At 55.0% G+C, this 25,253-nt stretch carries 20 protein-coding genes and 1 pseudogene; 8 read left to right on the top strand and 13 right to left on the bottom strand.

Annotated elements, in window-relative coordinates; genetic code table 11:
- Positions 1–212: 212 nt before the first annotated feature.
- The 4 genes and pseudogenes from E9954_RS03735 to amrB all read right to left on the bottom strand — a co-directional run bounded on the left by E9954_RS03735 (position 213) and on the right by amrB (position 11,061).
- Complete coding sequence (locus E9954_RS03735) at positions 213–7,358, bottom strand: PKD domain-containing protein (protein ID WP_136077894.1); 7,146 nt, start codon at positions 7,356–7,358, stop codon at positions 213–215.
- 59 nt (positions 7,359–7,417) lie between these two features.
- Positions 7,418–8,356, bottom strand: a pseudogene (locus E9954_RS03730) (IS1595 family transposase).
- A 27-nt stretch (positions 8,357–8,383) separates the two neighbouring features.
- Positions 8,384–9,130, bottom strand: a complete 747-nt coding sequence (locus E9954_RS03725) for a right-handed parallel beta-helix repeat-containing protein (RefSeq protein ID WP_136077893.1) — start codon at positions 9,128–9,130, stop codon at positions 8,384–8,386.
- Between the two features lie 497 nt (positions 9,131–9,627).
- Positions 9,628–11,061, bottom strand: coding sequence for an AmmeMemoRadiSam system protein B (gene amrB, locus E9954_RS03720; protein WP_168441938.1), 1,434 nt, complete (start codon positions 11,059–11,061; stop codon positions 9,628–9,630).
- A 111-nt stretch (positions 11,062–11,172) separates the two neighbouring features.
- Here amrB and E9954_RS03715 point away from each other — a divergent pair, with 111 nt between their 5' ends.
- On the top strand, positions 11,173–11,982 hold the full coding sequence (locus E9954_RS03715) for an alpha/beta hydrolase (protein WP_168441937.1): 810 nt from the start codon (positions 11,173–11,175) through the stop codon (positions 11,980–11,982).
- Here the strand turns inward: E9954_RS03715 and E9954_RS03710 are convergent.
- From E9954_RS03710 to E9954_RS03690, 5 genes are all read right to left on the bottom strand, one after another.
- Positions 11,916–13,373, bottom strand: a complete 1,458-nt coding sequence (locus E9954_RS03710) for a DUF2961 domain-containing protein (RefSeq protein ID WP_136077890.1) — start codon at positions 13,371–13,373, stop codon at positions 11,916–11,918. The genes E9954_RS03715 and E9954_RS03710 overlap by 67 nt on opposite strands.
- Complete coding sequence (locus E9954_RS03705) at positions 13,373–13,711, bottom strand: cupin domain-containing protein (protein WP_136077889.1); 339 nt, start codon at positions 13,709–13,711, stop codon at positions 13,373–13,375. The genes E9954_RS03710 and E9954_RS03705 overlap by 1 nt, the downstream gene beginning before the upstream one ends.
- A 49-nt stretch (positions 13,712–13,760) precedes the next feature.
- Positions 13,761–14,333 carry a hypothetical protein gene (locus tag E9954_RS03700; protein ID WP_136077888.1) on the bottom strand — a complete coding sequence of 191 codons (573 nt, stop codon included), beginning with the start codon at positions 14,331–14,333 and terminating at the stop codon, positions 13,761–13,763.
- 37 nt (positions 14,334–14,370) lie between these two features.
- Complete coding sequence (locus tag E9954_RS03695) at positions 14,371–15,075, bottom strand: DUF1643 domain-containing protein (protein ID WP_136077887.1); 705 nt, start codon at positions 15,073–15,075, stop codon at positions 14,371–14,373.
- A gap of 76 nt (positions 15,076–15,151) precedes the next feature.
- Positions 15,152–15,670, bottom strand: a complete 519-nt coding sequence (locus tag E9954_RS03690; RefSeq protein ID WP_222847036.1) for a four helix bundle protein — start codon at positions 15,668–15,670, stop codon at positions 15,152–15,154.
- 66 nt (positions 15,671–15,736) lie between these two features.
- On the opposite strand from E9954_RS03690, the gene E9954_RS03685 reads away from it, so the two are divergent.
- The 5 genes from E9954_RS03685 (at position 15,737) to E9954_RS03665 (ending at position 20,442) form a co-directional block, all read left to right on the top strand.
- Positions 15,737–16,651 carry a CvpA family protein gene (locus E9954_RS03685; RefSeq protein ID WP_168441936.1) on the top strand — a complete coding sequence of 305 codons (915 nt, stop codon included), beginning with the start codon at positions 15,737–15,739 and terminating at the stop codon, positions 16,649–16,651.
- A gap of 82 nt (positions 16,652–16,733) precedes the next feature.
- Positions 16,734–17,336 (top strand): penicillin-binding protein activator LpoB, encoded by a 603-nt coding sequence (locus E9954_RS03680; RefSeq protein ID WP_136077884.1) that lies wholly within the window; start codon positions 16,734–16,736, stop codon positions 17,334–17,336.
- A 69-nt stretch (positions 17,337–17,405) separates the two neighbouring features.
- A complete protein-coding gene (locus E9954_RS03675; protein ID WP_136080131.1) occupies positions 17,406–17,993 on the top strand; it encodes a transposase in 588 nt (195 codons plus the stop codon).
- 61 nt (positions 17,994–18,054) lie between these two features.
- Positions 18,055–19,389, top strand: a complete 1,335-nt coding sequence (locus E9954_RS03670; RefSeq protein WP_136077883.1) for a hypothetical protein — start codon at positions 18,055–18,057, stop codon at positions 19,387–19,389.
- 9 nt (positions 19,390–19,398) lie between these two features.
- Positions 19,399–20,442: an LPP20 family lipoprotein gene (locus E9954_RS03665; RefSeq protein WP_136077882.1), complete on the top strand. Its 1,044-nt coding sequence runs from the start codon at positions 19,399–19,401 to the stop codon at positions 20,440–20,442.
- 78 nt (positions 20,443–20,520) lie between these two features.
- On the opposite strand, the gene E9954_RS03660 is transcribed toward E9954_RS03665, so the two are convergent.
- Positions 20,521–21,117 carry an EF-hand domain-containing protein gene (locus tag E9954_RS03660; RefSeq protein WP_136077881.1) on the bottom strand — a complete coding sequence of 199 codons (597 nt, stop codon included), beginning with the start codon at positions 21,115–21,117 and terminating at the stop codon, positions 20,521–20,523.
- Between the two features lie 25 nt (positions 21,118–21,142).
- On the opposite strand from E9954_RS03660, the gene E9954_RS03655 reads away from it, so the two are divergent.
- Entirely contained in the window at positions 21,143–21,397 is a 255-nt protein-coding gene (locus E9954_RS03655; RefSeq protein WP_136077880.1) for a hypothetical protein, read from the top strand.
- Positions 21,398–21,509: 112 nt separating this feature from the next.
- On the opposite strand, the gene E9954_RS03650 is transcribed toward E9954_RS03655, so the two are convergent.
- Both E9954_RS03650 and ilvD read right to left on the bottom strand, forming a co-directional pair.
- Positions 21,510–21,917 carry a DUF6941 family protein gene (locus E9954_RS03650; RefSeq protein WP_136077879.1) on the bottom strand — a complete coding sequence of 136 codons (408 nt, stop codon included), beginning with the start codon at positions 21,915–21,917 and terminating at the stop codon, positions 21,510–21,512.
- A gap of 72 nt (positions 21,918–21,989) precedes the next feature.
- Positions 21,990–23,681 carry a dihydroxy-acid dehydratase gene (gene ilvD / locus E9954_RS03645; protein WP_136077878.1) on the bottom strand — a complete coding sequence of 564 codons (1,692 nt, stop codon included), beginning with the start codon at positions 23,679–23,681 and terminating at the stop codon, positions 21,990–21,992.
- 128 nt (positions 23,682–23,809) lie between these two features.
- On the opposite strand from ilvD, the gene E9954_RS03640 reads away from it, so the two are divergent.
- The gene (locus E9954_RS03640; protein WP_136077877.1) at positions 23,810–24,163 is read left to right on the top strand and encodes a hypothetical protein; all 354 of its coding nucleotides are present in this window, start codon (positions 23,810–23,812) and stop codon (positions 24,161–24,163) included.
- 159 nt (positions 24,164–24,322) lie between these two features.
- Here E9954_RS03640 and galU read toward each other — a convergent pair whose 3' ends face one another.
- Positions 24,323–25,201 (bottom strand): UTP--glucose-1-phosphate uridylyltransferase GalU, encoded by an 879-nt coding sequence (gene galU, locus E9954_RS03635; RefSeq protein ID WP_136077876.1) that lies wholly within the window; start codon positions 25,199–25,201, stop codon positions 24,323–24,325.
- Positions 25,202–25,253: the final 52 nt, after the last annotated feature.

Below are 25,253 nucleotides of genomic sequence, written 5' to 3'. Positions count from 1 at the left end.
TTTCTACCTGCTTCTCGATTCGTTGCTTTACATTCATTCGTTGCTACTCCTTTTCCTATGAATCCGTTGCAGATTCCAAAATTCAAAACGTGCATAAAAAACAAGAAATGCGCGGATAGTCGTACGAAACGGTGCGTACGGATTTTGGACAGAATATTTACCGGCGGAACTGTTCTCGCTTTCGTGTATTTAGTGTATTTCGTGGTTTGCCCCTACTCTTTTATCTTCACATCCACCTTGTAGAAGCCGGACTGTTCGACGGCATGGACGGTATCGGTGTAGCTGTTTTGCGGGTGGTCGATGCCCGACTCCAGTACTGAATAAGCACCTGCGGGAACGGATGACCAGAGTACGCTGTAGGTGCGCCCCGTCACCGACACCCATTCCACCACGGTTCCGAAAGGAGCACTCCAAACGTGAGCGGCCTTGAACAGCGATGCCGCATTGGTCGGATTGGTTCCGGCAATGAATTCCTCGGCATTGCTCTGCCCGTCGCCATCAAAATCGTAGGCGGCGACGGCGGCCACCGCATCGGTGAAATATTCCGCCTCCCAGACATCCGGCAAACCATCCCCGTCCGTGTCGCCGTTCATGCCCGGCAACCGAACCGCCACCATATAATACCCGCACGACTGCACCGCATGCACCCTGTCCGTGTAGCTGTTGCCAGGATAAGGAATCCCCGCCTCCAGCAGCTGGAATCCACGATCCAAATCAGGCGTCCAAAGCACATCATAAACCCGATCCTCGACCGCCGTCCACCGCACCACGAATCCTTCAGCAATCCGCTCCACTGGCTCAACACTGAAACATGACGCCGCATTCGTCGGATCCATCCCCGCAATATATTCATCGAAGTTGCTGCTGCCGTCGCCATCCGAGTCGATGTCGGCCAGACAATTGGTTGGATGCCCGAAGTAGGCGGTTTCCCACAAATCCCAAACGCCATCCGCATCATCATCCAGCATGACGACATGCACGGTTTGAGTGATGGAGAATCCACCTGAATAATCATCGTTGAACGCTGTCAGCACTACGGGATACTTACCGAAAAACCGCCACTCGTTCGTTGCAGAATAGCCATCCGCAACCATATGGCCATTGCCGAAGTCCAGTTCGAATCCGGAAACCCTGCCTATGACAACGCTGGAACAGATAAGATTCGTATGGATGGTCGTTTCCGACGGAAGGCCAAGCAACTCCAACTGGATCGAGCCGGATAGTGTCGCGGCACCATTATTCTCGTCTACCCCCATGGACGGTGGATTGAGCCAAGGCTCCCCGTCAATATCCAATCCCGACGCATAGGCGGAACTGCCCATGCCTCGGCAGGGAGAACCGTTGGCAATGTGGGAAGAGGAAATCATCATTGGATTATTGGTGATATTTCCATCAACACCATGTTCCAGATCCGGCGAACAGGAATATGAAGCACCTGCATTGTGCAGGTTTTCCCCTTCGATCCCGGCTGTGTTATGCCAAACAATACAATTGGCCGTGGTTCCTTTTATCTTTCCGCCACCTCTGGCACCTGCTGAATTCCATGTAATCGTACAGTTATGAGCCGTTCCGAGGAACATTCCGCCACCTTCATTCCCCGCCTCGTTGCCAGCCAGTAAACAGTTGAAAAGATCCGACCTGTTCGCACCGCCGCCGTCACTGGTCGCTTTGTTGCCTATGAAAAGACAGTTGTGCGCAATCCCACCACTCAAAGCGCCGCCATGTCTGTCTGCCGTGTTTTCTTTCAGAATGCAGTTATGCAGAGTCCCTTGATCAACTCCGCCGCCATTGCCCACGGCCTTGTTCCCGACAATAATGCAATTGGCGACAACCGAATTCTTGTCGCCACATGTTATGCCGCCCCCTTGATCATCCGCGTAGCCATTAGTAATGGTTAATCCATTCAACGTAGACGAACCAATCGGAAGCCTGAAGCAGCGGTTGTTGCCATCGCCAACAACCGTAGTCGATTCGGCACCACTGACGCCAACAATGGTTCGATCCTTATCCAGATAGATTTCGGATTTCACCAGATGGGTTCCGTTGGAGACATAGATGACGCCCCCCACGCATTTCTGCGCCCGAACGCCCCACCAAAGGGTTTGCTTGGCCGTTTCCCAGCTTTGGCCATCGTTGGAATCGTTTCCATCGGCCGCCACATAGGTCGCGGACTCGTGCAGTTCAGCCACCTGTACTTGCTGGGTAATGGAGAAACCAGATGGATAGTCGTTGTTGTAGGCGGTTGCAACCACGTCGTACAGACCGGTTGACCCCCACGAAACCGACATCCGGTAGTCGTTGTGAATGATGGCACCATTATCGAAATCCACCTTGAAGCCGGATACCCTGCCGACCACGGCGAGGATGCATTCGACCTCCTTGCCGACCACCACATGCGCAGGCAGTGTCATTACCAAGCGAATATCGCCATCCACGCCCGCCATACCGTTGTTTTCGTCACATCCCATCGAAGGCGGATTGAGCCACGGCTCCCCGTCAACATCCGTGCCCGACGCAGAGGCAATGCTTCCCGCGCTGCGGCAAAGCGAGCCGTTGGAAATATGCGAGGAAGAGATGAGCAAAGGATTAACAGCAATGTTGCCGTCCACCCCTGGAACCAAATCGGAGGAGCAGGAAGACACCGCTTCGACATCGTACAGGTCGCTCCCATCGCTGGCCGCGTTGCCCCATGCAATGCAGTTGGCGGCTGAGCAATCGAACATGCCCCCTCCATCGTTGAGCGCAATGTTTTCGGTAAAGGTGCAATTATATGCGTCGATCCAACGGGCACCACCACCATTGCTTCCTGCCCAGTTCCCGCTAAAAACACAATTTCTTGCACTGCCCTTATGGATGCCGCCCCCTGTCAGCCCGGCAGAGTTGCCACTGACCACGCAGTTATACGCCTTCACGTTATGCATTGCACCGCCATAGAAAACCGCGGAGTTCCCCTCAAATACGCAATTGCTGGCCACGCCGTTCATCATGCCACCTCCATGGGTGGTGGAATTATCATGAAAACTGCAATCAACGGCAGTTCCGTGGTACATCCCTCCTCCCCAATGGACTGCTGTATTGCCCGAGATTACGCAGTTGGAAACCAGCGGGATAGAGCTACTGCATTTGACGCCGCCACCGCCACCGGGAGCATGGCCATTGGTTATGGTAAAACCACTAATCCGGCACTTCCTGCTACGCAGAACGAAACAATGGCTGGTTCCGTCGGAATTGACCTCGACTGCCGATGGTTCCTTCCCTACGCCAACAAGATCAAGATCCTTCAAGAGCCCAATCTCCGATGTCAGCCTGTATATCCCATTCGAAACATACACCACGCCGCCGACATACGCCTGCGCCTCCACACCGGACGCAATGCTCGCCTTGGCCGTTACCCAGCTCTGCCCGTTGTTTGTGTTGTTTCCATCGGGTGAGACAAAGATGGCCGTATCCTCGTACTCCGCCACATGAACCTGCTGTGTCACGTAGACTCCAAGCGGGTGCTCATCATTATAGGCCATGGCAACCACATCATGGTATCCGGGGACATCCCAGAAAACCGTGGATGAGAATCGGTTTGAAACCACCTCACTATTGCCCAGATCAATCTCAAACCTCGTGGCGCGCCCCACCACGGCGAGAAGGCATTCCACTTCCCGACCGACCACCACTTTGCTTGGCACATTCAACCCAATCCACAATGCTCCGTTGTTTGTAACCGAGCCATTGTTTTCATCGCAACCGATCGAGGGCGGATTGAGCCACTCCTCCCCGTCGATGTCCGTTCCCGAAACGTGCGCACTACTGCCCGCCCCCCGACAAGGCGAGTTGGTTGAAATGTGGGACGACGACACCTGCCATGGCACATTGGTCATGTTTCCATTTGAACCATGCCCCACATCCGGGGAACAGGAATGCGCAGTCTTGCAATCATAGATATTGCTTCCCCCGACCGTAGCCCCGTTGTGCCAGGCAATGCAGTTGGTTGCCGTTCCGAACGAAAGCGCACCGCCATATCTACCAGCCCAATTCCCACTTAACGTACAACGGTTTGCCGCACCAGAATTCATTCCGCCGCCATCTTCCCCGGCACAGTTGCCCCCGAAGACACAGTTATTGGCCGTTCCGTGCTGCATGCCCCCGCCAGACAGGGCGGCCGAGTTACAGACAATGATGCAATTGTCAATTTGAGGATTCGCATTATCGCAATAAACGCCGCCGCCATTCGCCCACGAATGCCCATTCGCAATGGTGAAACCTTCGAGCACACAGTCGTTCGTTCCCAGATTGAAGCACCGCCCGCTTCCACCTCCATCGATGATCGTTGCCTGCGCCCCGTTGATGCTCTTGATGGCCACATCTTTCCTGACGAGGATTTCCGCCCCCACGGCATAGGTGCCGTTGGAAACAAACACCGTTCCCCCGGTCTCAACGACCGCATCCACGGCTGACTGGATCGACGCCTTGGCCGAAGCCCAGCCGAGGCCGTCGTTTTCATCACTACCGCTTTTGGTGACATAGATCGTTTCCGGCATCGCCACATGGACGGATTGTGTTATGGCCAAGCCATGGGGAAAATCCAAGTTGAATGCTGAGAGTACCACTTCGTAGTCACCGGGCACCATCCATACATGGGAATTAAACAGACTGTTCGAAACCACATGGCCATCTCCGAAATCGACATGGAAGCTGGAAGCTTCGCCAATCATGATTGCCAGGCATTCGATCTTCTTGCCGACCCAGGTATTCGTCGGCACACCGTCCAGTTCCAACCAAATATTCCCCGAACGCGAAGGCGTTCCATCGTTTTCGTCGCATCCCATCGATGGCGGATTGAGCCAAGGCTCCCCGTCAATGTCCGTACCCGAGGCATATGTGGAGTTGCCCGTCCCCCGGCACGGCGAGTTGGTTGAAATATGCATTGAAGAAGCCAGCATGGGTTCGTTGGTGATGCAGTTGATCACTCCATGCGGCAGATCCGGTGAACAGGAATGGGAAGCTGTATTGCCATGAAGGTCGTTTCCACTTCCGCCCGCCTTGTTATACCAGGCAATACAGTTGTCGGCAGATCCTTGGCTCTTTCCCCCGCCCGTCGAGGCTGCGGAATTCCCGATAAAGGTGCAATTGCGCGCGTCGCCATGGTATGCACCCCCACCGTCTTCACTGGAAACGTTGCTTAGCAGGAGACAGTTGTATAAATCCGACCATTCGGCACCACCACCATCCCGCCCGGCTTCATTGCCCAGGAACATGCAGTTGTGCGCGATGCCGTTGTTCAAGGCACCTCCATGCGAAACAGCGGCATTGTCCTTCAGGACACAGTTGTACAACGTGCCCCGGTCAACCCCGCCGCCTTCGTCGCCTGCCGAGTTGCCAACAATGATGCAGTTGGAAATGACCGAAGACGTGTTGCCGCAAGATATACCGCCGCCATCTGCCGCTGCATAACCATTCGTGATGGTGATTCCACTTAGGATGCATTTTCCGATTAGCCAGAAACAGCGGGAAGATCCAATTCCGTCCACAATAGTTTTTTCATGGGAACCAAATCCCACAACTGAAATGTCAGGAAATACTACAACTTCCGAATCAACCACGTAGGTGCCATTGGATACATAAACCAACCCTCCGACATATTCCTGCGCGTCCACTCCGGCCTGAATGGTTGCCTTCGCCGTAGCCCAGCTCAAGCCGTCATTGAAATCATTTCCGAATGGTGCAACGTGGATTTCTGTGTCAGTAACTTCCGCCACGTGTATAGCTTGGGTAATGGAATGTCCATGAGCGTAGTCTTCATTGAAAGCTGTTACCACCACATTGTATAAGCCTGTAGTGCTCCATGCATGGGACACGTTGTACTGATTGGAAACGACAACGCCATCACCGAAATCCACATGGAAGCCAGTCACCCTGCCGATCACCGCAATAGCACAATCGACCTCCCGTCCCAATACAACACCTGTAGGTAGACAGAGTAGCAAGTCAATCTCGCCATTGATCGCGGCAACTCCATCATTTTCATCGCAACCAATCGACGGCGGACTCAACCAAGCGTCACCATCAATATCTGCTCCAAAAGCCGAGATCGAGCTCCCCGTGCCACGGCAAGGTGACTCTTCTGCAATGTGTGCAGAAGAAACCAACAAGGGATTATTCGTTATGTTCCCATCTACTCCGTGCATTAAATCAGGTGAGCAGGTATAGGCCACCTTACTGTAATGGATGTCTTTCCAAGCATTATTAGCCGTGTTATCCCAAACGATACAGTTGGTCGTTGCGCCACCAAAGATCCCCCCGCCGTTCAGGTCAGCCGAATTCCAGGAGAGCGTGCAGTTATACACCTTTCCCCCATGCATCCCGCCGCCGTTCCGGGCTCTGTTTCCTTGAAAGACACTATTATATGCTACACCCCCACTTAACCCTCCTCCATTGTAAACAGCTGAATTTCCGACAAAGATACAATTGGACGCCACTCCACTAACCATCCCCCCGCCATATTTAGCGGCGGAATTGTTGAAGAATGTGCACCCGATGGCCATCCCCTGCTTCATGCCGCCGCCAATTTCAGCCGACGAATTTCCGATAAACGAGCAATCAATAGCCGTGCCATGATACAATCCACCACCGGCATAATCATATGCCGTATTGCCGATGAATACGCAGTTGGAGATAACCGGAACAACCCCCTCGCAATTAATACCGCCGCCCCGGTGGGCATACCCATTGGAGAAGGTGAAACCACCAACGAAGCTACGGGAACTTCGTAGGTTCATGCAGCGGGTGGTTCCATCAGATACAACCAGCGGGCCATCGGGACCGCCAACCCCTACAAGGTCAACATCCCGAACAAAATCCACTTGATTACCCACGAGATAAGTTCCGTTGGAAACATATACCACACCACCAATATAGTCCTGCGCATCGATTCCTGCTTGGATCGTTGCCTTCGAAGACAACCAGCTCCCCCCGTCATTTAAATCATCCCCGGCCGGCGAAACAAAAAGAGCCGTCGATTCACGTTCAGCAACATGCACCTGTTGCGTCACGGATATGCCCAGTGGATAAGTCCCGTTAAACGCCGTTGCAATAATTTCATGCCATCCTGGCGCGCTCCATGACGCGGCAATGGCATATCGGTTCGAGACCATTTGCCCGTTGTTAAAATCGATTTCGAACCCGTCCACTCTCCCAATCACTCTCAACAGACAAGGCACCTCCATACCGACCACCACCTTTTCCGGGACATGGATCGAGAGCAGGATCGTTCCATCATTCGCAATGGAACCATCGTTTTCATCGCAGCCCATCGAAGGAGGATTGAGCCACGTTTCCCCATCAATATCCGTTCCCGAAACCAACAATGCACTGCCCGCACTCCGGCAGGGCGAATTTGTTGAATAGGGGTATTCACTTCGCTGGACTAAGTCTGTATCTTGTGGTTTCTTCCCCTGACCGACAGGGATATTTCCTTGAACCGAACGGGTTCCATAGCGACTGCATTTTGTAGCAGACGGTAAAGCAGCATTCCCCGCGAGCGGGAAGTGCGCCGGTTGAAGCGGAACGTGTATTCGTCGAGATAGTATGCCAAATGCTCGTGACTTACTGCGCCCTGATGTGTTCCGCCAAGCCACCGCTTAAGCAAACTGGCGACTCGATGGCAAAGGGGGAGCAGGTTCGCGCCAACATCCTCGGATTTCCGAACGACTTTATGGTCGTAGCCCAAAGCTCCCAAACCATTGTACCCCTTCCACCCGTCCGTCTTCACCTGCGTACCCGGATCAACCGTTTCTCGGATGGCCCCTTCAAGGCTTTTGGATGAGGCATCGGGTATTTTTACAAGGCGAATGCGACCGACGGCCTTACCATTCTCCTTCGCCACGATTAGCACAAGGGTCTTGCCTTCGGCTCCGCGCCCCCGTTTCCCGGGCCTTGTGCCGCCTATGAAGGTTTCATCCACCTGCACGGTTCCGGCCAGTCTTTCCCGTCCCGGACGTACCATCGCCCGGCGGAGCTTGTGCAGCCACGTCCATGCGGTCTTGTAGCTTCCGAGGCCGAGAACGCGCATCAGTCCCAAGGCGCTGGCTCCGTTCTTCTGGCTTGTCACCCACCAGATCGCCCTGAACCAGGACGCCAGCGGTTTGCGGGTGCCCTCAAAGATCGTACCCGAGGTTACAGATGTTTAACGACTGCACGTCTTGCACTTGAAAAGGCCGTCTGACAGTCGCCACGACTCCCCATGGCCACAGGCCGGGCAAAGGAAGCCGTTCGGCCATCGCAATGATGCAAGATAGTCGCGACATGCTTCTTCACTTGAAAAGTTCAGTTCCAATTCTTCCAGATCCTTTGGATACGCTTCCATGAAACGTGTGTACCACAACATGTGGGTCTAGTCCATCGAAGTGAATACCCCTATTGTTGAAATATGAAAAGACGAAGCCATCAATGGTGCATTGGTGATATTGCCACTTGCACCATGCTCCAACTCCGGCGAACAGGAATGCTCGGCAGTGCAATCGTAGAGATCCGAAGAAACTTCGAAGGCTATGTTGTCCCAGACAATGCAGTTCGCAAGGAAGCTATTGATCGCCCCGCCACCGTGGCGCAACGCCCAATTGCCGACAAACGAGCAATTGGTTGCTGTGCCGAAGCTCAAGCCGCCTCCCCCCGATCTCGCCATGTTGCCTGAAAAAGCGCAGTTCCGGGCAGTTCCCCCGCGCATTCCGCCACCCGCCATGCAGCTCCAATTATCCGTGAAGATACAGTTTTCCACCAAGGGGATTCCATCATCGCAAAACACACCGCCCCCATTCCCGGAGGTATGGCCATGCGTAATCGTAAAACCTTTGACAACACACGCGCTTGCTCCCAAATCAAAACACCGGACTGTTCCCCCGCCATCAACAATAGTGCTTGCCCACCCGTTAGAGCTCACAATTACGATATCTTTGGCAACGCTAATCTCAGCCGAGAGAATATAGTGCCCATCACCCACCAAAACCGTGTCACCATCAATCGTAGCGTTCACCGCGCTCTGGATAGTGGTGGCGGCGGTTTCCCAGCTGTCGAACGGCGGGGTGTGACTGCCGCCGGGCGAAACATGGAGGGTTGCGGCTTGGCTCAAGATTGCATACATGCTCCCCATTGCAACCAAACTTTTTGTTGCGACAACGGACTGAACGATTCTCTGGCTACCCCACATGGCATTCTCCTTATTTAGAAAAAAATGGAACCAATGGCAGCACAACCCAATGGATGCCTATAAACCGATTACGCATGCACTGCGGATTTCTTTCATGGGCGCGGTGTTTTTTTTCCCGAAACCACGGCCCATACACGACCTGCACGACAGTAATAGCTTACGTAAAGTACGTAATTTAACAAGTATTTTGTGCCGATTAACTTTCGGGGCAAGAAAGGGTAAGAAATGCTGAATTTACCAACAACGGGACACGGCGAAGAACCGTGCGCCGCGCTAATGGAGGCACTAACTTAAGCAGGAATGGCTCTTCATGGAGCAGGCGGGCCGCCTGCGGTACAATTCTCCTGGCGGATACGCGGAGCCCGCAAGACGCGGGCGTTACGGCAAACGTACCGCAGGCCGCTGGCCTGCCCTAGTATCCGACAGCTTCCCTACTCGGACTTTTCGCTGAAGACAATAGCCTCGAAGACGTGGAATTCGCAACCGGATTCCCAATCATTGGCGCCGAGGCCGGCTTTCATGGCGAGGTGCGACAAAGTGGTTTCGAGATCCCAGCCCTGCTCGGGGGCGACCTGCGGGAGAAAAACGGCGGTGTGCATGCCTTTGTAGAGCACCACGCCATGCCTGCCGATTTCGATGTCTTCGTGCGACTCGACGCTGTGCGGGGCGGTGAGGGCGGAGATTTCGATATCGATCTCTCCGAGTTCATCTTCACGGAGACGGGGAAAACGCGGATCGTGGAAGGCGGCGTTGACGGCCTGTTCGGCGACGGCTTCGAAAAGCGCGCGGCGCGGGAAGATTTCGCCAATGCACCCGCGCAGCTGGCCCTGTTTATGGAGGGTCACGAACGCCCCCATGACCTCCTGCATGGCCGGGGAAATTTCGAGGCTCAGATCTGGTTCGTCCTTCCTGATCCGCTCGGCAATCTTGTGGCGGGCAAGCGCGAGCAGTTGGATCTTGTCGGAGCTGGAGAGCTGTTCTTGCGCAACGGAGCTGGAAGCCCCGTCTACATTTTTCCACCGGCCGGAGACGGCGGCCGAAAGATAGCTGACGCAATGCGACCAGTCGCCGGTGAGGTTGCCGGAGGTGTCGTATTTGAGCAGCTCCACGTTCACCCCGTCGGGCAACATGGCCAGCAAAACGGCAATGGGGCTCCGTCCGCAAATGGTGGCGCCGGTGTTTTCGATATATTGAAGGAAGTCGGGAAGCTTTTTCTCTTTGATCAACCGGAACGCCCCCAGATCCAGGCTTTCAAGATTCTGCTTGATGTCGTCCTTGAACGGCAGATAGCCGAAGGATCTTCCATAGTGCGTGAAATCGGAACTGACAACCACCAGGGTTTCGGAATCCAGGTTTTCAAGCAGTGTTTTGGCGATCCCCTTTGCCCCCGAAACACCGAGTTCGCCGCAGACCACCGGCACCAGCTTGAACTCGCCCAACGCCCGTTGCAGAAAAGGCAGCTCGATCTGAACGCTGTGTTCGCCCATATGCGCATGGATGTGCGATTGGAACGCCTCGTCCCCCCTTAGGCCGGCAACGAATTCGCGGTCGATTTCAATGCGCCCCAAGGGGGTTTCGATATGGGAAACGTCGGGAATGCTTACCGCTCCGAGCATGGGCATCCGATGGCTGGGCCCCATCACGATGACGCGGGAATAGGTCCGGGCCACCAGCTGCTTCACGCCGTGCGCGGCAACCATGCCGGAATATCGGTAGCCCGCATGCGGCAGGATGAGCGCCATTAGGTTTTCGATGGGCCTTGCCTCGGCCACTTCAAGATAGGCATCGATTTCATGCGCCAGGCGATCGGGATTGTCCGTGTACCAGGTTCCCGCCAGCTCGGATTTAAGTACTTGCGCTTCCATGGGTTGCTTCTCCGTTTCATGGAAATCTACACGCCTTCCCATGCCTGGGCAATCTCCTCGCGATGGAATCTTTCCGTTGCACCGAATGGAAATGGATTCTATGTTTCCCCCATGACCACCGGAATTTTCATTCGAATCGCAGTCTACGGGGGAGGCGTTTATCTCTTCCTGAACCTTCTTGCCTTGTTCGTCTCGGACAAGCTGCTCTTCCAACCGCGGAGCCGGGGCTATTCCCACTTGCCCAACGAGGTGAAAATCAGAACCGCGGACGGGGAACTAATCAATGCCGTCTACCACGGGAATCCTTCGGCGGAATACACCCTGCTCTTCAGCCACGGGAACGCCGAGGATCTGGGGAATGTGGAACCCTTCATGCGACAATTCCACGCGCTTGGCTATTCGGTGTTAATGTACGACTACCGCGGCTATGGAACCAGCGAAGGACGCCCTTCCTACCGGAAAATCCTGGACGATGCCGCCTCCGCCTACCGCTGGCTGGTGGAGGAAAAGAAAACCGCGCCGCAACGCATCATTGCCCATGGCCGCTCGCTCGGCGGAGCGGTCGCGGTCTGGACGGCGGCCCACCACGAGGTGGGGGGCTTGATTGTCGAAAGCTCGTTTACCTCCGCCTTCCGGGTGAAAACCATCGTCCCCCTATTGCCGTGGGATAAATTCAACAGCGTGAAATCGATGCGCAAGGTCGATTGCCCCGTATTGGTTATGCACGGCACCCACGATGCCGTCCTCCCGTTCTGGCACGGCAAGGCGCTCTATGAAGCCGCCCCCGAACCCAAGCAGCACCTGTGGATTGATTACGGCGAACACAACAACTATGCCTATGTTGCCGAGGACGCCTACTTTACTTCCTTCCACTCCTTCATGGAACGCGTGTCGGAATACCACAGCACCAGGGCGGAATAATCCATCGTTCCCGCCCCCATGCCATGCGCCTCGAATTCGAAACGGGCGCGGTTTTGGAACGGGAGGGTGTCGAGGAGGTGATAGCGATACATGGCTGCCGTGCGCGTTTGCCCGCGGAGCGGATGGCTGAACTTCGTTTCCGAACACCAGGCAAACCCGAAATAATCCTCGGTGCCCGTACCCCGCCACGCCGGGCTCCCATCCAGTTCCACGATCGGATCGCCCTCGCCCCACCACGCGTCGCTTCGGTTCTCGACCTGCACCATGCAACCGGCAATCGCCCCCCCTCCGGAAACATCGAGCAGCGTCAGCACGTTGGACTCGTCCGTCCGCAAATCCGCATGTTCCGAGAAATTCGCGTGGAAGCGGTATGGGGAAACGCAGACCGGGTCTACCGCAACAGCGGTTTTCAGATGTGCATTCCCCTCCCCATTGTTAAACAGGGAAATCCACGCACTCTCGGAAAAAGGCATAGGCCACCGAATTGAAACGCTTGCCCCCTCCACGGTTACCGGGATGGAGTCGACATCCTCGAAGCGGTCCGACACCCCGCAAAGCAAATGAAGAGGGCATGCCACGGCCTCGCCGCGTTCGTGGTCCCACCCCATTTCAATGAACAGCCCTGCCAGCTCCTTTTTTGAACGCGCTTCGATCTCCAAACACCGGATCGTTCCGGAACCATTTGTAGAGAACGCCAGACTGTCCTGCCACCTGGAAGCTATCGCTTCGCAGGTCGCGATGGAGCCCAACCGCCGAGGATCCGTCCACAGTCGGGCCAACCGCTTCAGCGCGTTTCGATTGATTGAATGGATATCGAACGATTCGATGACGGCCGAGGAATCCATGGCGTTCCAGGCAATCTGGTAGAACAATGCCCCGAGTTCGGAACGGGACTTGGCGCGGATGGAAACCTTGCAGTGTTCCTTGTGGATGATGGGAAAATGAAGGTTCCAGCCACCGGCGGTACGAGCGGCAAACGGAGAGCGAACCGGCAGCCACTTTCCGGAGAGGAATGCGGAAAAGGGATAGACGGTTTCCGTGCCATCGATCTCCAGCACCATGTCGCCGACGGGATTGGCTGAATTCATCCAGGTGATGGCCCCGGCCCCATCCACCTCCGCCAACACGGCCTCGACGCCCCCGGGAATGTCGCGGAAAGAAAGGAAAGAACCGTGGTCGATGTCCCCGTAGGTTTGCGGCGAAAACCCGGTCAGCGCCACCGAACCCGACGAGCTGGAAAACAGGCGGGTTTCGCCCTGGGAAGAGAGCCGCATTCCAGCGGCATCGGCCAGCATCGAGCGCCACGAAACAAGGTGGGCTGGCTCGGGAGAAGGTGGTTGCCTGCCGCATCCGGCAAGCATCAAGAGCAGACTGGCCAGCAAAAGGCGCATCAGCCGGCAAGAACACCCATGTAGGTTACGACCAGATCGGCGCGTCCCGTGTTGATGATTTCGTGCACCTCGCCCGGCTCAACCACAACCGTTGTGCCAGACGAGAATACATAGCCCACATCGTTCACCCGGATTTCGCCGGCGCCCGACTCGCAGGTGAAGATTTCGGTCATGTCTTCGTGCCGATGGCTTCCGGTCTTCTCGCCGGGCGGAAAGATGGCCCGGGCATGGTTGACGAGATTCTTCACAGCGCCATTCGCCACCATCACTCGCTTTTTGATTTTCGCGTTGTGCGACACTCCTTGACTGGGCAGCCCGTTGATCTTGGTCAGTTTCATTGCCTAAAGCAGAGCATAGTTGATCGGCTTTGAAAAGACTGCAAGCGGCTTAAGAATCATCGCGCAGCAGGCGCTCTTCCCCGATTCGCGCTGCGGGATCGAAGATGGTTGTCTTGCGATAGACGGTGGTTTCCGACCCCAGTTCGGCCATGAAATCGAAAGGGATCGTCTCGCCGATCTCGCCCGACTCCCCGTGTTTCGACGTCAGCAGGATTCCACGTGCGTGGAAACGCCCTTCTCCGGCGGGTTCGACTTTTACGGTAAAGTTTTTTCCGGGCATGCCGGATACCTTGGCCACTTCCTCGCCCATCAGGCATTCGGTGAACGCGGTATAGCCAATGACCGTGGCACTGGCATTGATCTGCGCCCATTGGCCCGCCTTGACGACAATCCCCATGATGGTCTCGTTCTTTTCCTCAACCGTCTTGTCCCCTTCGAGGACCGTCTTGCGGGGATGAAGGCTCACATGATAGTCGCCGTTTTTTTCGTATGGGGCGGTCTTGTTGATTTTAACCACCAACTCCTCGATTCTTGTGCAGGATTCCGGGATGGCTGCCGGCGGCGCCGGTGTTTTGCATCCGGAAAGGGCGATGAGCATTACAAACGGAATGTATTTAACCATTACAACCTCCTTTAATGGATTTGGGATCAAAAGCGGCTCAGTTCCCGAGGGACTCGACGATGGTTTCGAGCCACAGGATTTTTTTCTTCTGCAGCATGGGGCTCGGATGGGCGTTGAGCAAGGGGTGGACATCGGAGGCCACGGTACAGGTCGGCTCACCCTCGATCCGCCCCAGGCACTGTTCCACCAGGGGAAGCAAGCCCAGGTCCTGCCCCCACCCCAGCAGGATCGGGGTGCGGTTTTTCCGTTTGAGCGAGTGGGCGCACTCCTCATTCCGCTCGGGACAAAACAGGCTATGCACATGGCCGCCGATGATTCCGGCCAAGGCGTCCACCTTCTGCAGGAACTTGCCGGACTTGGGATCGCGCAGGTCTGAAAGATTGAGTACCCGGATATGCCTCCACCCCTGCGAAACCGCAACGCGCATCACTTGATACTGCGTGTTGTCGGGTTGCGTCAGTACCAGCTCCTTGCGGTTACCGCCGCCAGGCCGGGGATATTCGATCCGCCCAACCACATGCGCATCGTCCTTCGGGTGCGACGATCCCGGATTCATCATGATCACCACCACATCCGGCTCCATTTCCGATATGTCGGAGGGGGTTTCCTGGGGGATGGAGGTATCGACAATCTCGAGCACACTGCGGCATTTGGCCGTTTCCCCGTTCATGAGCACGAGCTCATAGAAATGGCCATAGCAGGTGAACTGCTTCTTCAGTTCGGCGGCATATTTAAATTCCATGCGTGGCGTACTCCGTTTTGCGTGATGCGTATTGCGTAATGCGTATTGCGTATTGCGTATTGCGTATTGCGTATTGCTAAAAGGGAACCTCATCCTCCAAGGGACTTGCAACCTGATATTCTTCCATTTCCTCATGCAGCACCCATCCGCGTTCCTCCGGAACGATGGTCAGGAGCATCTTGATGATTTCCGTTAACAACCATGCCCGATGTTCGAATACTTTTTCGCCGAGGATATGGCGTCCCCGATAATACCAGCCCCGGCTTTCCCGGGCTGAACCAAGGGAGTATTCATAGAAACGAGCACGATCTTTTGAGCTGTGTTTCGAATATCCTTCCTCAAGATTGGCCGCCACCGATCCCACGGCCCGATAGAGTTGGTTGGAAAGCGATTTCGTTCTGCCATCCTTCGAAAGCTTCGACACATCCTTCCAGGCGACGTTCGACAAAAAGAGCGAAAGTCGATAGACCTTCATCTTCCACAGCACGTCTTCCTTAATAATTGCAGGAACATTGGCCTCCCACTCCACATAATGCATCCCAGTCCCCCAATCAGAGTAATACGAAATACGCAGTACGTAATAAAGAGCTACCATTTTAGGCTTTCGGCGTTGGATATAACAAACTATCTTTTACTAGAGATCAATTTATCGGGGGTTCGTATGCATTTTGTAATCGATATCGTTGCGGCGATCGTTCTTCTTTTTTTCCTGCTGGCTGGCTGGCAGAAGGGCTTCCTTCTTTCCCTGCTGGGGATCGTTCGCGTTGTACTCGCCTACGGCATGGCCTTCCTGGCGGGGCGCTACCTGGGAGCCTGGCTGGGCGAAGTGGCCCACCGTCCGCGAATCGTTACCATCCCCGTCATTGCAGGATTAACGTTCATCGTCATCACCTTTGTCTTTCACGTCATCATGACGAACATGCGCGATGAGCAGAAGCACAAGGAAGAGAAGGAGGATTATAAACATCCGTGGCACATCGCCCTCGGCGGGAGCGCCATCAACCTCGGCATCGGCCTGTTCTCGCTGGTGTTCCTGTTCTGGCTCGGCGACCTTTTCCTGGTCGGCATGACCGGCACCTCCATCCCCGGAACTGAAAAGGCCGTTTTCGGCCGTTTTTCGCGCCGGGCGGTCTATGAAACCGCCTACGTGGTTGCGAAGCGCGATGGCAGGGAATCGCAAGCAGCGGCGACGGCGCGGGTGGTCAGCAATCCGGCCAAAGGGATGCAACACCTTGAAAACGTGATCTCCGCCGACTCGGTTCAGCAGCTCATGACCGATAAGCAGTTTGCCGAAGACCTGATCAGCGGCGATGCACGGCGCATTGAACAGAATGCTTCGCTCCAGCAACTCTTCAACGACAGGGACACCCTGGGTGAACTGCGCGAAATGGGCATTGTCTGGGAAGGCGATAAAAAGTCCGAACTCTGCCAGAAGTTGTCCCAGTTCGGAAGCAATGAAAACATCCAGAAGAGCATCCAGAGCCTGAAGAAAAAGAAGCTGTTCAGCACCGACAAGATCACCCTCCTGATCCGGGACCCGGACTTCGACGTGATCATTGGCGAGCTTTTGAAGTAGCCAGCTTGCGGTTGACCTCCCCCGTGGCAATCTATACTCTTTTGATGAGTTTCAGGACCATGCAACCCAAGGAGAGTCTGCCATGAAAAGAAGTAAACTGTTGTTCGTATTCGCGCTTGTTTCCCTTGTTGCCCTCACCGGCTGCAAAACCAAGGTAAAGCGCGTTGCCACCGACGAAGCCATTGATCTTTCAGGACGATGGAACGACACCGACTCCCAGCTCGTTTCGGAGCAGATGATCGCCGACATCGCCACCCGCCCCTGGATCGAGGAATACACGGCCAAGAACGGCAAGAAACCGGTCGTCATCGTTGGCACCATCCGCAACCTGAGTTCCGAGCACATCGAAACCGGCACCTTCGTGAAGGATCTCGAACGAGAACTGATCAACAACGGACGTGTCACCTTCGTGGCCAACAAGACCGAACGCTCCGAGTTACGCGAGGAGCGGAAGGAACAGCAGACCTGGTCGCGGGAGGAAACGCAGAAGCGACTCGCCGCCGAAACCGGCGCCGACTACATGCTGCAGGGAAGCATCAAGACCATCATCGACCAGGAAGGAAAAACCTCCGTCAAGTTCTACCAGGTCGACATGGAAATGGTTCACCTCGAATCCAACGAAAAGGTTTGGATGGGCGACAAGAAGATCAAGAAGGTCGTGAAAAAAGCCAAGATGAAGTGGTAGCGCGAAGCACGGCTCGGAGTGCGGCACTTCCTGTGCCGCTTTCCAAAGCGTTCCGCCTATTCCAAAACAATGCCCACCCATCCCAAAGATTGGCACCACGCCCCCCACCATGTCTTCGTCCCGAATACGACATACATGGTGACGGCAGGTACGCTTCACAAGCAACATCTGTTCAGAGGTAATGAACGACTCAAGCTTCTGGAAAAAACCTTATTCGACGTCATCAAATACCGGGGCTGGAAAATCCGAGCATGGGCACTCTTCTCCAACCATTACCACTGGATTGGAATTTCCCCGCAAACCGGCTCCATCCGCAAACTCATCCAGCACCTTCATTCGGAATCCGCCAAATTGCTAAACCAACTTGATGGATATCCCGGGAGGAAAGTCTGGTTCCAGTATTGGGACAAATGCCTGACCTTTGAAAAAAGCTATTTCTCCCGGTTGAACTATGTAACGAACAATCCGGTTCACCACGGTTTGGTTCCGGTTGCCAACTTGTATCCGTTTTGCTCCGCGGGCTGGAACGAACGCAACCTTGCCACGCCGGAACAAAGGAAGATTGCATCGTTCAAGTTCGACCAACTGAACGAACCTGATGAATTCAAGCCCACATGGGAGGAAAGCGGCACAGAAGTGCCGCACTCCGAAAGATAACATGCGCGCCCTCCACTCCACCGCCCTAATCTGCGTACTCCTGCTGTCCGGGTGCGCAAACATGCGTACCAGCAAATCGCACTATGCGGGAATGGATTCGATGCTGGCGAAAGCGGACTATCCCGCCGCGATCTCGCAGATCGAGAACGCCAAGGAAACCTCCTACAGCGCCAAGGACCGGGTGGTCTACTATCTCGACATCGGGATGCTCTACCACTGGAACAAGGAGTATGAAAAAAGCAACGAGTTCCTGGAGCAGGCCGAACGCGCCATCGACGACAACTTCACCAAGAGCCTGACCCGGAAAGCCTCCACGCTCATCCTAAACGACAACGCGCAGGCCTATGGGGGTGAGGACTACGAAGACATCTACGTGAATGCCTTCAAGGCGCTCAACTATCTGGCGCTTGGCCGCAACGACGAAGCCTTCGTGGAAGTCCGGCGCATCAACAACAAGCTTCTGCAGCTCGAAGACAAGCATGCGAAGATGGCAAGGAAACTTAGCGAAGCCGAGGAGGCCCACGAGGAGTTCAAACCGGGCAAAAGCCACTTCCAGGAATCCGCCCTTGGCCGCTATCTCAGCATGCTGCTCTACCGCAACGAACTCAAGTGGGACGATGTCCGGATCGACCTGGAGAAAATCGATAAGGGCTGGAAGCTGCAACCCGACATCTACACCTTCGACAAGCCCGACTTCTCCCGCTCGACCGACCGGGTTTTCACTCCCAAGGCCCGTCTTAATGTGATTGCCTTCAGCGGCCTTGCGCCCGACAAGAAAGCCAGCACGTTCAGCGTATACACGGAAGAAAACGTGATCATCCTTGCCGGCACATCCGAGAACTATCTCGGGAAGCAAAACCTTTCCGGACTCAGCATTCTTCCATGGCCTGGCGTGGAACCGGGCTACAATTTCAAATTCCAACTCCCCCACATGCACAAGCGCCCCTCGAAGGTCGGCCGCATGGAGGTGGAGATTTCCAACGGACCAACCGAAAACCTGCAGCAACTCGACAGCCTCGCAAACGTGGCCCTCGAAACCTTCAGCATCAAGAAACCACTGATCTATCTGAAAACCGTGACCCGTGCGGTGGTGAAAGGCCTTGCCGCCCAGCAAGCCACCGACCACATGACAAAGAGCATGGATGGAGGCATGGCCTTCCTCACCCGACTGGCAACGACAGTGGTGGTTAGCCAAACCGAAAACGCCGACCTGCGCATGTCGCGCTTTTTTCCGGCCGAGTCTGCCATTCGCGAAATCCACCTCGACGAAGGCATCTACGACATCAAGGTCAACTACTATTCCGCCAACGGCGCCCTGCTCCACTCCGATAACCGGCCCGGCGTTCATGTGGAAGCCGGCAAACTCAACCTGGTTGAATCCTCATACCTAAACTAGGAACCTCCAATGAAAGCAAACCCACGCCAATCGGATTCAAGCAAACACCCCCGGGTGCATCTGTGCCTATCCATGGTTCTCATGCTGCTGGCCGGATGCAAAACCTTCACCGGCGGCACCCCGAAATGGGTGGAGAACCCCAAGACCGTCTACCCCGAAAACCAATTCCTCGTTGCGGTTGGCGAAGGCGATACCCGCCGTACCGCGGAAAATGCAGCCGCCGCAAACCTATCGCGCATTTTCGAAGCGCATATCGAGTCGGATGAAAGGCTGGTCGATCAAACAACGGAAACCGCGAAGTCCCTTATACGCACCACCGATTTCACCTCCGACGTCAACATCCTCTCCGCCCAAACGCTGTTCAACATCCAGCATGCCGAGGCATGGAAAGACAGCAAAGGGCGCTACCATGCCGTTGCCTACCTCAACCGCCGCGACACGGCCGCCATCTACCGCGACAAGATCGAAGAGCAAACCTCGCGTGTCAACTTCCTGCTGGCCAGCGCAGAAAACACCGATAAGGTTTTGAAAAAATATGCCACGTTGCGCGCAGCCAATACCCATGCCAACGAAGCATCCTACCTTTTGCGGCAGCTCAAGGTGATCCACCCCCCATCCGTGGCCGACTCCACGCCCAGCTATTCCGCAAACAACCTACGCAAGGCCCTGGCCGATACCGCCAAACGAATCAAGGTACGGATCAATCTCAGCGGCGATGAAGACAAACGCATGGAAGGCACGCTTGAAGAATTCATCACCCAATACGGCTTCGTCGTTGGAAACTCCTTCGTGCTCGATTTTTCAGGAAGCGTCTCCGTCAAGGATACGGGCGAACGCAACCAAGGCCTGGTCTTTGTCCGCTATGAGCTGGCCCTTCAGATTAAGGATGACGACGGCGATGTCCTCGTTTCGGTCGGCGACAAGGGGCGCGAGGCACACAAAACGTTGGAACAGGCGCGCATTCGCTCCTTCCGAACACTCGAAAACGCCATCAAATCCAGCGGCACCCAACGGCTCGACGCCTATTTCGATTCCCTCATCGACCAGCAGTAAAACCACACAAAAAAAACGGCGCATAGGTGGGGAAGATTACCCATGCGCCGCCGGACATCCCTGGATGTCTCGTAGATTCTATTTGGCTCCCTTGCCCTGCCCTTTCTTTTTCTGGAAGGCCTCGCGGGCAGCGGCGCGCTCTTCTTCACTCAACTCGCCATCGCCATCGGCGTCGAATTTCTTGAGCATTTCCTCGCGATCCACACCCTTGCCAGGTCCGCCACGGCCACCCATTTCCTCACGGAGCGCGGAACGTTCTTCCTCGCTCAACTGGCCGTCGCCATCCTTATCGTATTTAGTCATGATTTCTTCACGGGACGGTCTCTCACCACCACGTCCACCGCGTTTTTCCATTTCCTCACGCATGGCAGCGCGTTCTTCTTCATTCAACTCGCCATCGCCATCGGCATCGAACTTCTTGATGATTTCTTCCCGGGAAGGCCGCTGTCCCTGCCCCGCACCTGCCGAGCCGCGCTCTTCCTTGAGCTTCTTGAGTTCGTCCTCGCTCAGCTTCCCGTCGCCATCGGCATCGTATTTTTCGAGCATTTCTTCGCGGCTGGGGCGCTGCCCCCCGCCTTTTTTTCCCTTACCTTCACCCGAAGCGGCTTCCGCGATCGTGAAGGATCCAATTACTGCCAAGGCCAATCCGGCCAGCTTCCATGTGTTCGTGTCCATGCCTTACCTCCTGGGGTTGCGTTTGATGGATGTTAAACGACAGGTCGGAAATAATATTGCATCAAAAGATTTCGAGGCAGGAATCGTCGGGCTCCGGGTGAAATCCTTCGACGCCCGACATCCGGGCGAAACACCGTCCACCGCAAAGGCGCGCAAATTTCAAGGTGCTGCTTGCCTGCCGCAAGCGACTAAATCAGGGATAACTCCGGATTACCGATCGTTGTGCACCCGCGTCAAAGACGCATTTTCAGAAGCCGGAACATCATACTTGCATAAGTAAGAAACTTAGTTTCATGAATGTATGCATGAACAATATAGGATTTCCTACTTATGCAAGTATGATAAAGCCACCCTGCGTCCATCCCTTTTCAAGCAGAAACGGAGGTTCAATCCTAGGCGGGGCGGGGAGAGGGCATTTGGCGAACACGCAGCGGGAGGGCGGCCAGGGCAACGTCGTCGATGGCGAGGTTGATCTGGTAGTCCGCATATTCATCAAACTTGACGTGTTGGAAGTTGAGGATCAGGTTGACGGCAACCGAGCCAACATCGGCGCCCATGCGAGGATGCACCTCGCCCTCCATGGGCTGGAACACCGGAATGCCGTCGGGATTGACTAGCTGAAGGTTCACCTTATGGACGCCCTCCTCCATCTTGTCGAACCGAAGGCGCATTGCGATGGCGCAGGCGGGATGGACAACCGGCACCTTGGCGGAATAGATCTGGTCGAATGTACCAAGGATATTCAATTTACCGTGGTTGTCGGTGGCGGCATCGCAAAGGGCAAAAACTTCAATCTTCATAGTCAATCTCCATCGACTACGGTAGGCGATGCCCCTCCAGGAAAAAAGCGAATAAGTTCCAAAGCTTTGATGTTAGCAAGTCACGGCCCCCTCGGAAGCCGGTCCCACGAGCTTGGCATATTTTGCCAGTGCGCCCGTCTTCACCTTGGGGCGAGGGGCTTTCCATGAGGACAACCGGCGAGTGATTTCGGCCTTCGGCACCCCCAATTCGATGGATCGTCTCCTGGCATCGATCAAGATCGGATCGCCATTCCTGACAATGGCCAACGGTCCGCCAACGTAAGCTTCCGGAGTAATGTGGCCAATCACGAAGCCGTGGCTGCCGCCGGAGAACCGGCCATCGGTGATCAGCGCAACATCCTGCCCCAATCCCCGGCCCATGATGGCCGATGTTGGCGCAAGCATTTCACGCATGCCGGGCCCGCCCTGGGGGCCCTCGTGGCGAATCACCACCACGTGGCCTTGCTTGACGGTTCCATCAAGAATCTTCCCGAGCGCCTGTTCCTCGGAATTGAAGACAATGGCCTTCCCGGAAAAAGAGAGTCCTTCCTTACCGGATATCTTGGCGACCGCCCCACCGGGAGCAAGGTTTCCCTTGAGCACCACCAGATGTCCCTCCTTCTTGATGGGGCGACTGAATGGACGGATGATATCCTGCTTCCGGGGGTAGGGCTTAACATGTACAAGGTTTTGCTTAAGGGTCTTGCCTGTTACCGTCATGCAGTCCCCGTCGATCAATCCCTCCTTCATCAAACGGGCCATCAGCGGGGCAACGCCTCCTATCGCGGCAAGATCCGCCATGGAATATCTACCGCTTGGCTTTAAATCAGCAACAACGGGCACTTTTTTACCTACCGCAGTGAAATCGGATAGGTTGAGCCTGACGCCCGCCGTTTTGGCCATGGCCAACAGGTGGAGCACTGCATTGGTGGATCCCCCCAACGCCATCACAACCGCAATGGCATTGAGGAACGACTGGCGCGTCATGATGTCGGATGGCTTGATTCCTTTCTCGATCAGCTGCATGACCGCGCGCCCGGCGGCGTGGGCCTCCTGCATCTTCTCGTTCTCCGCCGCCATTCGTGAAGAGCTGTTCGGCAAACTCATCCCCATCGCCTCAATGGCCGAGGCCATCGTATTGGCCGTGTACATGCCTCCGCAGGCACCCTCCCCGGGAATGGCCGCCCGCTCGATTTCCGACAGCTCGCGGGAACTGATCTCCCCCTTGGCATGCTGGCCGACCGCCTCGAATACAGAGACAATATCGACATCCTTCCCGCAGTAGCACCCGGGTTTGATGCTGCCCCCATAAACAAACACCGACGGACGATTCAACCGGGCCAAGGCCATCAGACACCCCGGCATGTTTTTATCGCACCCTCCAAAAGCAACGACTCCGTCGAATCCTTCGCAAGCAACCACCGCTTCAATCGAATCGGCAATCACCTCTCGCGAAACAAGCGAATATTTCATGCCTTCGGTGCCCATTGAAATACCATCTGAAATTGAAATGGTATTAAACAGAACCCCCTTCCCACTGGAGACCTCGACGCCCTTTTCGGCCTCCTTGGCCAGCCGATCAATATGCATGTTGCACGGGGTAACCATGCTCCAAGTGGAAGCGATGCCTATTTGCGGTTTCCTGAAGTCGGAATCGCTGAAACCAACCGCGCGCAGCATGGCTCGGCTCGGGGCTCGTTCGACTCCATCAACAACAACAGACGAATATGGACGCTGATCCTTGCGGAACGATTTCGGACTCATACACAACTCCTTCGTTGTTGGACGGCAGTTTAGGCGGCTTTCAAGGGGTTTCAATCCAATTTAAGATAATTCCTTCATAACCGGGAGGTGATTCCCCGTTAGCCCGCAAGCATCAACAGGAAGGGTTCATGAAAGAAACATTGGAAGATCACACTTATGCAAGTAAGATATCCAACCATCCGCATCTATTATTGACCAAATCGGCATTTCATACTTATGCAAGTATGATCATAGCGTTTGTAAACGCAGGACAGCATATCGACAAGGCATCCGCGCCCTTTCATCCGCAACAAATTTCTGACTGTTTGGTACGCCCGTCCTCATTCTTGGAATTGCGCGGTGATCGGTTGAAATATTCTCAATTATGGAGCACGGGATTCCGCCCTGAAGCCCGGCTTGCGGAAAATAAGGGCGTTTTTAAAGGGAAAACCATCCTTCAACAGAACTGGCCCAAACATTGCTATATATCCGAGGTAACGTAGATGAGGTAGCAATGAAAGTATGGTCCATAGTAGCAGTTGAAGTGTCGATGGCACTTACAGGAATCGCCATGATCGGCCTAATGATCGTTGTTGCCCTCTATTAACCGATCATCTCCCCGGTTCCAATGGTTGGAATATCCACTCCTCCCGGAATTCCAATCATTGGAACCTTTTTTTGACCAAATCGTCCAGGAATTCCGCCAGCTCGTCCTTCATGTCGGGATGCTTGAGCGCATATCGAATGTTGGTCTTGATGAAATCCAGCTTGTTGCCGATGTCGTGGCGCTTGCCCTCGATCCGAGTCCCGAACATGGGACGGCTCTGCGCCATGGTACGCATGGCATCGGTCAATTGGATTTCGTTATGCTTGCCGCGCCCCGTCTGCATTAGGAAATCGAATATGTCGGGCATGAAGACATAGCGCCCGGCAAATGCCAGATTTGAGGGGGCTTCGGATGGATGGGGTTTTTCGATGAAATCGTTCACCCGGAAGACGCCGTCGTCCATTTCGGTTCCATCCAGAATACCGTATCGGTTGACCTTTTCCACCGGCACCTCTTCCAAGGCAACCACCGAACCCTGGTGTTTTACAGCCACATCCATCAGCTGTCGGGTCACGGGCACACCCGAATAGGATTCGAGTATGGTGTCGCCCAGCAACAACGCAAACGGTTCGTTGCCGACGTGGTTCCGCGCATAGGATACCGCGTCGCCGAGACCATTGAGTTCCTTTTGCCAGACAAAGTGAATATTGGCCATGCTCGACACCTGCCGGACTTGGTCGAGCAGATCGTTCTTTCCCTTTTCGGCCAGCTCGTGCTCCAGTTCGAAGTTGCGGTCGAAATGCTCCTCGATCGCACGCTTGGATTTTCCGATGACCATGAGGATGTCGGTGATGCCCGACTCGACGGCCTCCTCCACCACCAGCTGGATGGTTGGTGTATCGACGATGGGCAGCATCTCCTTGGGTTGCGCCTTGGTGAGGGGCAGGAAGCGGGTGCCGAATCCGGCGGCAGGTATGACGGCTTTACGAATCATGGTTGTCCTTTCAATGAAGATTTAGGAATTCAGAATGTAGCATTGTTCCGTG

This window comes from Pontiella desulfatans (assembly GCF_900890425.1).
Classification (GTDB): Bacteria; Verrucomicrobiota; Kiritimatiellia; order Kiritimatiellales; family Pontiellaceae; genus Pontiella; species Pontiella desulfatans.
The sequence above is the reverse complement of the archived record's forward strand: the minus strand, read 5'-3'. Positions and strand labels throughout refer to the sequence as shown.